Below are 11,925 nucleotides of genomic sequence, written 5' to 3'. Positions count from 1 at the left end.
CGCAGGCCATGACGGCCAACGAGAGATCGCAAAAAAGGAAGCCTGCCAAAAAGGAAATAGGCCCGACGAAATCAAACGTCGTGGGCCTGCAAGGCGGGGCCAGGGTCACGTTCACCCCGTGTTAACCCTGGAGCCACATCTTAGCGGGTGTTCGCCCGTCGTACAAATGCGGCGTAATCCTCGGGCGTATCGATGCCGACAGTCGGCTCGTCGACCACGCCGACCGCGATCGAATGCCCAGCGTCGAGCACGCGCAACTGCTCGAGTTTTTCGAGCTGCTCGATTCGCGCCGGAGGCATCTGGGCGATTTGCAGCAGAAAATCGCGTCGATACGCGTACAGCCCGACGTGCTGGAAAAAATTTGGCGGATTTTCATTGAGCAGTTCGTCGCGCCACTCGCGCACGAAGGGGATCGGGTAGCGGCTGAAATACAGTGCCCGCCCGTGGCTGTCGAATACCACTTTGACGCACGCCGGGTCGAGTAGTTGCTCGCGCCGCCGAATGGGCGTGGCTAGTGTCGACATTTGCAGGCGCGGGTCGCGTTCCAAGAGTTCGACGACCAGGTCGACCGAGTGCCCTGCCAACTCTGGCTCGTCCCCTTGCACGTTCACGAAGATATCGATGTCCGGCCGGCGCCGGGCAATCTCGGCCACACGGTCGGTACCGCTGGCGCAAGATTCGCTGGTCATCTCGACCTGGCCGCCAAATCGAGTGACCTCGTCCAGAATCTCGGCGTGGTCGGTTGCCACACAAACGCCTATCGGACGCGATGCACGGCTGGCCGCCTCGAACGTGTGCTGAATCAGTGACTTGCCTGTCTCGCACAACAGCATTTTGCGCGGCAGGCGGCTCGAAGCCAGCCGGGCCGGAATCACGATCAGGCTCGTCGAATGGATGCGTGGAACGAACTGCGCTTGCGACATGCTGGCCCTCCTTGGCTCGGGGGTCAATTCATAGCAATTTCGCGGCAGCCGAGATAGGCGAGATAGGTAGGCAATTGCAACAGGCAGCAGTGACACGGGGCGCGGCCCGTCGGCCCCGGCTCAGGGTCTCGGCAGCAAGCCGGCAGATTGTTATGCTTCGCAAGTACCTGTTGTTGCCGCAGTTTCGCTCAACTCAATCAGCCCCCGAAATCGCCGTGTTTGACAAACAGCCCCTCATCGACCTGATTCGCGCCAAGGCCCTCAAATTCGGCGACTTCACGCTGGCATCGGGCAAAAAGGCAAGTTTTTACCTCGATACCAAGCAGGTCACCCTCGATTCGGCAGGGGCCCGGCTCGTCGGGTCCGGGATTCTCGACATGCTCGTCGGCCGGATGCCGAAGGCCGTGGGCGGGATGTCGATCGGGGCTGACCCGATTACCGCATCGATTATTACCCTGGCCGGTATTCGCAGCCTTCCGCTCCTGGGTTTCATGGTCCGCAAAGAGCCGAAGGGGCACGGCACGAACCGTTACATAGAAGGTCCGGTCCAGCCGGGGGACGAAGTCGTGATCGTCGAGGACGTCGTCACCACCGGCGGCTCGTCGCTGTTGGCCATCGATCGGGCCATCGAGTTCGGCATGCACGTCCAACGGGTGATAGCAATCGTCGATCGGCTCGAAGGAGGGCGCGAAGCCTTCGCCGCGCGCGGGATTGCGATGGACACCCTGCTGACGATCCGCGATTTTGGTATCGAGCCGCAGGCCTAACTCGCCCTCATTCATCGCGCGGCTGTCCGATACACTCCAGCGACGGATCGCATGGAAACCAGCCTGCATCGCGACCTGAAACTCCTCTATGCCGGTGACCCTGCGCAGACCGAAGTTCGCTATGGTCGCTATCGCGTCGACGCCGTTGCCGCCGGCGAGTTGATCGAAATCCAGCACGGCCGTTTGGGTGCGATCGGCTTCAAAATCGCGGAACTGCTCGCCGAACACTCGGTGCGCGTCGTCAAACCGATCGTGCGCGAAAAACTGCTCATCAAGCGCCGGCGCCGCGCCGGCAAGATTCTGTCGCGCCGCCGCAGTCCCAAGCGCGGCAAGCTGCTCGATCTATTTCACGATCTGGTCTACTTCACCAAGGTCTTTCCCCATCCCCGGCTGACGATCGAAGCCGTGCTCGTAGACGTCGAAGAGTATCGCTACCCAGGCCACGGCCGGCGGCGCCGCTATCGCCGCAGCGATTTTCAAGTCGAAGATCAACTGCTGGCGGCCGTCGGGGATTCGTACCTCGTGCGCACGCCGGGGGATTTAATCGCGATGTTGAATTGCGATTTGCCGGCTCGTTTTCACACCGGCCACCTGGCCGAAGCGCTCGACATGCCCCGTTGGATCGCCCAGCGCATCGCCTATTGCCTGCGCGAAACCGGCGCCGTGCGCGCGATCGGCAAAGAACGCAATGCGCACGTTTATGAAGTTATCGCCAAAGGCGCAGCGGCCTGAGCGGACCATTGCCGAGCGGCGTTACAAGAATTCGCCGCCATGTCGCCGAACGCGGTCGCCATGTCGTAAAGCCGCAACACGCAAATCAATCGCATAGTGCAATAACCCCTCTCCCTTCGGGAGAGGGCAGGGTGAGGGCGAACTGCAAGTCGATCGTCAGCTCGAAGCGATTCCCCTCACCTAACCTCCCCGCCACGGGGGAGAGGGATTTCCGCTACGACCATTCGCTCGATCTCGCCTAGCCGTTCGAAGCCGCGGTTGCGCCGTTCGATCACGCCCCCTTCACCTGGCGATAGAACTCATAGGCCGCCAGCGAAAATCCGATCACGACCACGATGCGGCGGACGACGTTCTTATCGAGACGTCGGGCGACATGTGCGCCGAAATATCCCCCGATGATCGCTGCGACCATCATCATCAAGGCATAGTGCCAGTTGACGTCTTGTTTCCAAATGAACCACACGGCCGAGACGCCGTTGATCAGAGCGTTCAGCACGGTCTTCAGCCCATTCATGACGTGAATGTCCGAAAGCCCCATCATCGCCAGTGCCGACAGCATAAGGATGCCAATTCCGGCGCCGAAGTAGCCGCCGTAAACCGAGACCAGAAAATGAAAGCTGATGATCGCGGCGATTGTTTGCCTGGTCGGCGTCGCGTGAGGCTTGCCAATGCCGGTCCAACGCGCGACGTAGGGCTGGATGGCGAACAATAGCGCCGCGGTCAGGATCAGCCATGGCACCAGCTTTTTAAAAGTGTCGGGCGAAAACTCGGTCAACAACAGCGACCCGATCAGGCCGCCCAAGATGCTCGGCGCCGCCAGCCAGACCATCCAGCGCCGTGATGCCGACAGCTCGCGCCGGTACCCCCAGGCGGCTGCAAGTGCCCCGGGCAGCAGCGCCACAGTGTTCGTGCAATTGGCAATGCGAGCTGCCTCGCCAGACGTACCCAGGATTGCGTACAGGGCGGGAAAAGTCACCAACGTGCCGCCGCCGGCAATGGCGTTCATGGCACCGGCCAGTACCGCGGACAAACAAAGCAGGGCGTTATCGAGCAGCATGTGGCCTATTTCCTTGGCAACGAAACATTCTTCGAGGCGCGACACACTCTACAGTGACGCCCCGGTAGCGAAAAGTCGGGGCGATTCGACGCTTGAAACCGTTTGGACAGCCGTCCGAGGAATTGTCGGTTACCAACAGGCTTTGCGGGCGAGGCACCCCACCCCGCAAAAATAGTTTGCGCGCAATTCATCTCGCTATTTCGAACGGACCTAGTAAAATCGGAGGCATCCGGGCCTTCGTCGCGAGGGTTGGCCCGGCATTTCTGTCCCTTTCTGGCTTTCGGCCGACACAAGGGGGGATCGCATGTCGCGTTTTGGACAGTCGCCGTCGAAAACGGCGTCGCGGCGGACGGTTTACGGTGCAGCCGCATTGCTGGCTTTAATCCTTGTCGGGTTCTTGGCGACATGGCTCAACCCGTTGCGGGCGGCGGATGCCAACATTTCGACCCCTGACGCCGAGACCGCGGCTCAGCGCGGTTATCGCTGGCTGACGACCAAGGCCTACATCCCGGTCGCCCACGACCAGGCGACGTTCGACGATTTATGGAAGGTGTGGGAAGAGCCGCTGCGCACCAAGGCGGTCAAGGCCACGGTCGAAGAGCGGCGCAAAATGGCCTTCTCGCGTTACGGTCTGACCGAATCGCCGAACCTGCCCGGCCCAGTGGCGATGCAATATGTCGACGCCGGCCACGGAGGCTGGTCGATCAACTGTCTGTCGTGCCACGGCGGCAAAGTGCTGGGTAAATCGATCCCCGGTTTGCCGAACTCGCACTTTGCCATGCAGACCTTTACCGATGAAGTGCGCATGATCAAGGCCCGGCAAGGGAAGCTCACGGCGTTCGAACTGGCCGCGGCGCCGTTCCCGATGGGGAACTCGAACGGCACGACCAATGCCGTGATGTTCGGCGTGGCTCTCGGTTTTCTGCGCGACGAAAATCTGAACATGCGCCCGGCCGATTCGGCTCCCAGCTTCGTTCATCATGACATGGATGCTCCGCCCTGGTGGAACGTCAAGAAGAAGACATACCTGTACATCGACGGCTTCGCCCCCAAGAGCCATCGCTCGTTGATGCAGTTTCTGCTCGTGCCGCAGAACGACGCGGCGAAGTTCCGCGAATGGGAGGCGGATTTCAAAGATCTGTACGCATGGATCGAATCGCTCGAACCGCCGAAATATCCGTTCGAGGTCGATCATGCGCTGGCCGGAAAAGGGCGCGCGATCTTCGAGCAGAATTGCAGCAGTTGCCACGGCACCTACGGCGAGAAGTGGACGTATCCGAATAAGGTGGTGCCGATCGAGGAAGTGGGCACCGATCGCGTGCGGCTCGATTCGCTCTCGCCCGAGCAGCGCTATGGCTATCAGCTCAGTTGGTTCGGCCAGCTTGATGACAAAAAGGTCGTGACAAATCCGGGCGGATACGTGGCGCCGCCGCTGGACGGCATCTGGGCCTCGGCACCGTATCTGCACAACGGATCGGTGCCCACGCTGTGGCACTTGTTCCACGAAAGCGAACGGCCGGTCGTCTGGCAGCGCACCGAGGATGGTTACGACCAGCAAAAGGTCGGTCTGGAAGTGACGACCATGTCCCACCTGCCCGCCACGGCGACCACCGGCCGGGACAAACGCCGGTACTTCGACACGCGCCTGTTTGGCAAAAGCTCCGGCGGCCACACATTCCCCGAGGCGCTTGACGAGCCGGAGAAGCAGGCCGTGATTGAGTATTTGAAGACGCTGTAGAGCAAAGGGCTGATCTCGAAATTCAAATGACGCAGCGGCTGTGACATTTCACGGACGCTGCGTCATTCTCGTTTACGCCGGGGGGGACTCAGCCGCGGTGCGGGCGAACACCCCGAGTCATTTCTTCCCCCGTTCTAGCCCTGATACGCTGTTCAGGTCTTCGAGCGCGTCCAGCGAAAGTTTGACTTCTTCGGTCGTTTTGTACGAGATGTTCTCCTTCGTTCGACTGTCCAAGAGTGTCGACTTTGCCGGCAGCACGATGGTGAATCGTTCGTCGGCAATCTTGGCGTTTATCGCGACTCCGTCCTGAGGGAATTCATACCGCTCCACGACGTTTCTCGACGGTCGCTGCGGGTGAAGATATTCTCGATAAGTGACCGACTGCGGAAACCACAGTTCCGTGCCCTCGGGCTGGAAGTATGTCTCTGCGATCCATTCTCGCAAGACGTTACCTTCCTCGTCGGCTTCGCGGACTAGCGGCGTCACGTAGTCACGCAAAGTGTCGATATGCACCGTGACCTGGGTGCGCGGCACGCCGATCGCGGTAAACCAACAGGTCACCTTTCGCGTATTGCTCGGGCGATCCTCGTTGACGTTGCCGACCTCAATTTCGGAAACAGTATCCTTAAGGTTGCGGATGATCTCCTCCCCGTCGCCGGCGACCCTTTGAAGGAGGAAGCCTGTTAAACGACCCGCACGTTGCGGCTCTTGACCCAGATAAATGCCAGCCGAGCCCACTATCGCCAAATTCTCCTGGTGTTGCTCAAGCGTAAGCCCCGCGCGCAGCAAGACGGCCATCCGCTTTTCGTGTCCCGGTTCCTGATCGGTTCGAAAAAACTCGGAATATTTGTCGCCGCCGTGGTCCGGATCGCGCAGCGCGAACTCGCATTGCCATTCTTGATTGGCATTTGCCTTCATCTGCGGGGCAATGTCCGCCTCGGCATCATCGATACTCTTTTGAATCGATGCGCGGGCGCGCTCGTTCTTGACCGTTTCCAACTGCCGGCGCAAAGCGGCGCGAACTTGTTCGACCAATCGCTGGATCTCCTTGTCGGTGGGAGGGTCGCGGGTGATCCGGCGCGTATAAGTAAACTCGCCCGTGCGGATCTGACGATCCCCAGCATGCTTGGCAGCATTCACGAGAAGTGCCAGACCCTCCGCTTCGTCGGCAAAGCACGGGGCGGCGTCCTCACCGCCATAAAGGGCCATGACCACCACCGCCCACAGCGCATATACCATCCGAGAGCGCTTTTTCATCATTGCCCCCTCTCTGTTCGAGCGCCGGGCGTTGCCTAGAACAACGGCTTCCGCCCCAACTTCCGCCGCACCACGGCCCATTGGCCGGCATGCATCAGAGAGTGCGAGCCCATCAGCAGGAACAGATCGACCATTTGCGGGAAGTAGGAGCGGAACTTCTCGGGCGCCGGCTTGTCCAAATCCGCTTCCGAGAATGTTTCCAACGCCTTGAACGTTCCTTGCCGGTGCTCTTTCATCAGCCGCAGGTATTCGTCCTTCGTTAGAAACGCCTTCGGATCGTCGATCGTGGCGGTTTCTTTCGAATGCTTGGCGGCGAAGCCTTCGGGCAGCTTCGGCATCGAACCCGGCACGACCGCGTCGATCAGCATATTTTCCGCGGCGATCAAATGTCCTAGTTGCCAGGCGATGTGATTGGCGCCGGGCACAGGGCGGACCAACAAGTCGGCGTCCGAGAGGTCGCCCAGGTAACCTGCGACGATCTTGTCGGCGTTATCAATGCTGTGACGAATCGTTTCCTTGGAATTCATGGCGTGGCTCCTTGCATCAGGTGGCCGGCAGCGTGGCGGCGTGGTGATATGAGTCGTAGGAGCGAGGATTTTACGCCTCGGCGACGCGGACGACAATTCGCCGCAACAGATGCCCGCCACCCAATGGCATGGGCGCAAGTCACGACAGGCAGAGAATTACGTCGCGGATGCGGGAGCCAGTTTACGAGCGGCGCGCCTTCTCGAGCGCCGTCCGGTTGAGAAAAGATTGTGTTAGCGTACAATGAGGGAGCCGCTGGCATCCCCCCTGACTGCAACATTTCGCGGTCAGAACGCGCGCTGGTGGCAAATACTATCTCGGCCCCTGGTTTTCTCGCTGCGTTTCTCCCCCTGACAGCCACCGGAGCCGTATTGCCCTTAGCCGGGTAAGCGCACCACGATGAGCGAACTGTACCACGAGTGCGGAGTCGCGGCGATCTATCACCTGCCGGGCCGGACTACCAGCCCGCTGTGCCTCGAGCAGGGGCCTGACCAGGCCTCGCGTTTGCTGCCGCGGATGCTTCTGGATATTCAGAATCGCGGCCAGCTTTCGGCGGGCATGACCACGTACAATCCCGAGCGCAATCAGCTCATCGATACCTATAAGGAATTGGGTAGTGTCAGCGAAGTCTTTCGCCTCAGCCATCGCGGCAAGTGCGAAAGCCTGATGCAAGAGTACGCCGGGCGGGCCGCGATCGGTCATGTTCGCTATGCCACGTGCGGGGCCGAGGACCGCAGCTATGCCCAACCGTTCGAGCGGCACCACCTGCAGCGGCACAAATGGTTCAGCTTCGCCTTCAATGGTCAGTTGGCCAATTATCAGAAACTGCGCCGCGATTTGCTGGCCAACGGTGACAACCACCTGGCCCGCGAGACCGATACGGAAATCTTGCTTCACGAGATCAGCCACGAGCTGTCGGGCGACCGCGATCCGACGTTGATCGATCTGTGGCGCAACGTCGATCGTAGGTTGGACGGCGCTTATAGCCTGGTATTCCTCAATGCCGTGGGGGACATGCTGGTCGCGCGTGACACCTTGGGCATCAAACCCCTTTGTTACGCGCTCGAGGGGCCGTTGTTCGCCGCCGCTAGCGAAAGCGTGGCGCTGTTGAACCTCGGCTTTGCCCCCGAGAGTATCAAATCACTGCTGCCCGGCCAGGCGATCACGATCGTCGACGGCCGCTTTGAGGTGCAACGCTTCGCTCCCAGCCCTCGCAAGGCGCATTGCTTCTTTGAGTGGGTCTACTTCGCCAACGTGGCCAGCACGATGGATAACCGCAGCGTTTATCTCTCGCGCACGGCGCTGGGCGAGGAGCTGGCCCGGCTCGAAACGGTGCCGATCGACGAGGATACAATCGTTGTCCCCGTGCCCGACACCAGTAAGGCCGCGGCCGATGCGATGGCTTACAGGTTGGGGGTACCATCGCGCGAAGGATTGATCCGCAATCGCTACGCCGGCCGAACATTTATTGAGGGATCAGGCGCCCGCAAGCAAAAGGCCGAGAGTAAATACACGCCGCTGCGAGAAGTGCTCGAAGATAAACGGGTGCTGCTGGTCGAGGATTCGATCGTCCGCTCAACCACGATGAAGGTGCTGCTGCACCGCATCCGCGAGTTGGGCCACGCGCGCGAGATTCACGTCCGCGTCGCTTGTCCGCCGATTGTTGCACCATGCTTCTACGGCATCGACATGTCGACGATCAACGAGCTGTTCGCCCCGCGCTTTCTCGAGAACGGCGTGCTGACCGCAGCCAGCCAGGCGCGCATGGCCGAACAGTTGGGAGCCGATTCGCTCCGCTATTTGCCTCTGGAGTCAATTGCCCGCGCGATCGGATTCGACAGCGATCAGCTTTGCCAGGCCTGCCTGACGGGTGAGTATCCGACGCCCTGCGGCCAGGATCTGTATCAGATTGCGGTGACGAATTCGAAATCGAACGTCGTCACCCGCACCTACGAGAGCGTGCAGGCGCACGGGAGCTAATCGGCGCGAGCGCAGTGCAATCGCGTCTAGTGCCCCTTCTGCTGCTCCAGTTCCCACATTCGCATGGCAGCGCCGAGCTTTGGAAAGTTCCAGCCCGTGATTGCCGCTGCGCGGCGATAATACTCGATCGCTTTTTTCCGCTCGCCCCGATTTTCCAAGTATTGGCCTGCCACCAGGCAAATCTCGTCGCGCGAATCTTCCTCCGAAACATTTGCCAAATTCTCGATTGCCTCGATATCGAGCTTGTGCTCCGGGCCATTCGCCACGGACGACTGAACGATCGCCGCCAGCCGCACCATCACTTTGCGACTTTCCTCGGGAGGAGTCAGCTTGGCGATGCCGGCTAGCAGCTCATCCCGTTCGGCATCGCGATGGTCTTCATCCATAATGAGGGCCGAAAGCAGGGCCGCCAACGGACTCTTGCTCAAGTTCATCGCATTTCGATAGGCCTTCAGCGCGCCCTCCTTGTCCTTCTCGCCATACTTGAAAAAGCCGATCGGTATCCAGTTTTGCGAAGTGGCCCGCTCTTCGAGTTGCTTGTAGTATTCAAACACCGCGGCGCGCGCTTCCTTCAGATTTCCATGGCCAGTCATGCGGCACCAAACGTACCAACGCGGTCCCATGGGTTCCATCCGTCCCGGGTGGAAACGGGCATATTGCTCGGCTTCTTCCCAGTGCTCCAGCTCTGTATGGCAAGTGATGGCGCAATCCAGGGCCCACGCGGCGCCCAATTCAATGCCCGCGTCCGCGTAGGGGAGCGCTTTCTCCCATTCTTTTTTGGCCATGTAATGTCGCGTCAGCTTCTCTTGCACTTCTTCGTGCATGCCGAAGAAGTCTTCGTGATTCAAGCTGGCGAGCAACGTGGATAGCCAACGCTCTTCGTCCCCACGCGACAAATAGATGTTGGCCAGCGCTTCGTAGGCCCACCAACCGGACGACAGCTTTAAGTAAGCCTCGAGGGCGCGCTGTGCATCGTCAGGCCGGTTGCGATTGAGATATTGTCGCGCGAGCGCGGCGAGCACGAGTGGCCGGTCGGCGTATTCCTTTTCAAGTTCGGCTTCTTTTCCTTGTGCGTACTTGTCCCAGTCCAGGCGGACCAGGGTCGCCATGCCCAACGGGCAGTAGGGGCTGACTTTCGTCAAGGTCTCGGCGTGCTGGACTTGCTGCCCATGATCCTTGGCGAACTGCAGAAAGAACGTGAGCGCGTACGCGGCGTCGTCGGCATGAGCGAGTGCCCGATCAACGGCCCTCGCCCCTTGAATTCGCTGGGTGTACGGGCTGGTCCAAGTGCGATCGATGAGCAGTCGTTGGCTCGTATCCGCGTCGACGATATCGAGATCAGCCAGCGGCGTCCAGTAATTCTGGCCATCATTTTTGGGATGCATCGCTGCCAACGTGAAGAAAACCCGGTACGGGTGGTGCGGAAAGAGATCGAGCGCCGCTTGAATATGCTGATCAGGAAGTTGGCCGTGTCCCCAGGCCACGGCGTAGAACTCCTGACGGTTTGCAACCTCGAGAAACGTCATGTCTTCCAGCAGCCGACCGAGGGCCGCCATCGAGGGTTCGCCCCGATCGGCGCCGCCGGCTGCAACACACGCCTCGACGACGGGGCGCACATCGGCGAATAGCCCTGGAACATCGGTCCCACGGCCAAAGATGTAATCCTCGGGGGCCGGCGTAATCTTGTCGGCCGTTAGTCGCACCGCGTCCGGCAAACCGTTCATGCCCAAGAGTCGCGTTCGCCAGGCCGAAGTCACGGTCTTTACACCGTGCTTGGTCACGCGGTGCTTGGCGTCGTATCCCTCGGTGCTCGACATCGAGGCCGAGATCCGCAGGCATTCTGGCACGCCCTTCAACGCTTCGAAGCCGATGGTGAGACGTTCATTCTCGGCGTCGGCGCCCGGTTCGACCGCCAGGTAGGTGCACAGCCAAGCGAGCTGCATGTATGGCCCGTCCTTTTTCGTGGCTTCGTACAGGCTATCAATGTCGTACCGGCAAAGGCCCTCGATCATCGGCACCCAGCCCGGGCGCGCAGCCTGCTTGGGATCGCCTGCGTTTTTCGCGAGCTCCTCGGCCGTCTTCAAATCCAATAGCGCCTGCTGATGCAAGCCCGCCAGGGCCAGCGCATAAGCGCGATGCCAAATCGCGAGTGCCGAACGCGGCTCACGGGCGCACCACCGCTGGGCGTAGAGCAGCGAGCGCGTTTGGTAAACGCAATGCGAGGCGTTCCAATGCAGCATCGTCAGTTGACCCAGGTGCGCGTAGGCCCGAATCAGGGCAGCCATCGTCGCGGGCGACTCGCCCTGCGTGCGATGTAATTCGTGCAGGTCGCGTAGCGCTGAAATTTGCGAGACGCAGTTCATTTGTTCGACGTCGCGCGCAGTTTCCGGCGGAACATTTTTGCTTGCGTCCGTGCCGTTCGCTTTGCCGTCGGCAAATCGTTGCTGCCAGAATTTCTTCAGGTCGGTGCGGACCAGTTCCTCGGCCAAGGCTACATGCGCCAGGTAGTCGATCGTGCCTGGCTCGGCGGGCGGAATTTCGAGACGCCGTTCGAATAGCACATCGTTGCCGTTGCCGGGCGCGAGGATCTTCATTTGCCAATGTCGCGACTCGTTGTGCGATGTTTTGACACCAAAGACCTGCGCTCCGTCGGGAAAGTCTTCGCGCAGCACGCGATCGCGCGTCCCCTGGCCGACCTCGTCGCGGACTGCCATGAGCACGGCTTGCCGCAATAGTTCGCGAAGGAACAACTTGCTGCTAGACTCGATGCCGCTGGTATCAGGCTCTTCCGCGTTGAGACAGACGAGCGACATGCTCAGTTGCGGCTCTCCTTCCGCGGCCACTCCTGGCGAGTGCCAGGCAGCAACGACGCACAACGCCGCTGCCAGCCAGATTCCGAACCTTGTATATGTCCCGGCAAAATCTTTCATCGATTCGCCTCTGTTC

Annotated in this window: 9 protein-coding genes; 4 read left to right on the top strand and 5 right to left on the bottom strand. The window is 60.4% G+C overall.

From position 1 onward, the window contains the following. Positions 1-140: 140 nt before the first annotated feature. On the bottom strand, positions 141-923 hold the full coding sequence (kdsB, locus tag VGN12_09610; GenBank protein ID HEY4309693.1) for a 3-deoxy-manno-octulosonate cytidylyltransferase: 783 nt from the start codon (positions 921-923) through the stop codon (positions 141-143). A 152-nt stretch (positions 924-1,075) separates the two neighbouring features. Here kdsB and pyrE point away from each other — a divergent pair, with 152 nt between their 5' ends. Beyond that, a complete protein-coding gene (gene pyrE / locus VGN12_09605; protein HEY4309692.1) occupies positions 1,076-1,690 on the top strand; it encodes an orotate phosphoribosyltransferase in 615 nt (204 codons plus the stop codon). Positions 1,691-1,741: 51 nt separating this feature from the next. Continuing rightward, complete coding sequence (locus VGN12_09600; GenBank protein HEY4309691.1) at positions 1,742-2,422, top strand: hypothetical protein; 681 nt, start codon at positions 1,742-1,744, stop codon at positions 2,420-2,422. Positions 2,423-2,693: 271 nt separating this feature from the next. On the opposite strand, the gene VGN12_09595 is transcribed toward VGN12_09600, so the two are convergent. Next, on the bottom strand, positions 2,694-3,479 hold the full coding sequence (locus VGN12_09595; protein ID HEY4309690.1) for a sulfite exporter TauE/SafE family protein: 786 nt from the start codon (positions 3,477-3,479) through the stop codon (positions 2,694-2,696). Positions 3,480-3,783: 304 nt separating this feature from the next. Here VGN12_09595 and VGN12_09590 point away from each other — a divergent pair, with 304 nt between their 5' ends. Further along, complete coding sequence (locus VGN12_09590; protein HEY4309689.1) at positions 3,784-5,217, top strand: cytochrome c; 1,434 nt, start codon at positions 3,784-3,786, stop codon at positions 5,215-5,217. Between the two features lie 117 nt (positions 5,218-5,334). On the opposite strand, the gene VGN12_09585 is transcribed toward VGN12_09590, so the two are convergent. Together VGN12_09585 and VGN12_09580 are read right to left on the bottom strand one after the other, a co-directional pair. Next, on the bottom strand, positions 5,335-6,477 hold the full coding sequence (locus tag VGN12_09585; GenBank protein HEY4309688.1) for a hypothetical protein: 1,143 nt from the start codon (positions 6,475-6,477) through the stop codon (positions 5,335-5,337). A gap of 32 nt (positions 6,478-6,509) precedes the next feature. Next, positions 6,510-7,001: a DinB family protein gene (locus VGN12_09580; GenBank protein HEY4309687.1), complete on the bottom strand. Its 492-nt coding sequence runs from the start codon at positions 6,999-7,001 to the stop codon at positions 6,510-6,512. 397 nt (positions 7,002-7,398) lie between these two features. Between VGN12_09580 and VGN12_09575 the strand changes: the two genes are divergently transcribed. Continuing rightward, positions 7,399-8,979 (top strand): amidophosphoribosyltransferase, encoded by a 1,581-nt coding sequence (locus VGN12_09575; GenBank protein HEY4309686.1) that lies wholly within the window; start codon positions 7,399-7,401, stop codon positions 8,977-8,979. Positions 8,980-9,005: 26 nt separating this feature from the next. Here VGN12_09575 and VGN12_09570 read toward each other — a convergent pair whose 3' ends face one another. Then, positions 9,006-11,909: a hypothetical protein gene (locus VGN12_09570; GenBank protein ID HEY4309685.1), complete on the bottom strand. Its 2,904-nt coding sequence runs from the start codon at positions 11,907-11,909 to the stop codon at positions 9,006-9,008. Between the last annotated feature and the right edge of the window lie 16 nt (positions 11,910-11,925).

It is taken from the genome of Pirellulales bacterium (assembly GCA_036499395.1).
Taxonomy (GTDB): Bacteria; Planctomycetota; Planctomycetia; order Pirellulales; family JACPPG01; genus JACPPG01.
The sequence above is the reverse complement of the archived record's forward strand: the minus strand, read 5'-3'. Positions and strand labels throughout refer to the sequence as shown.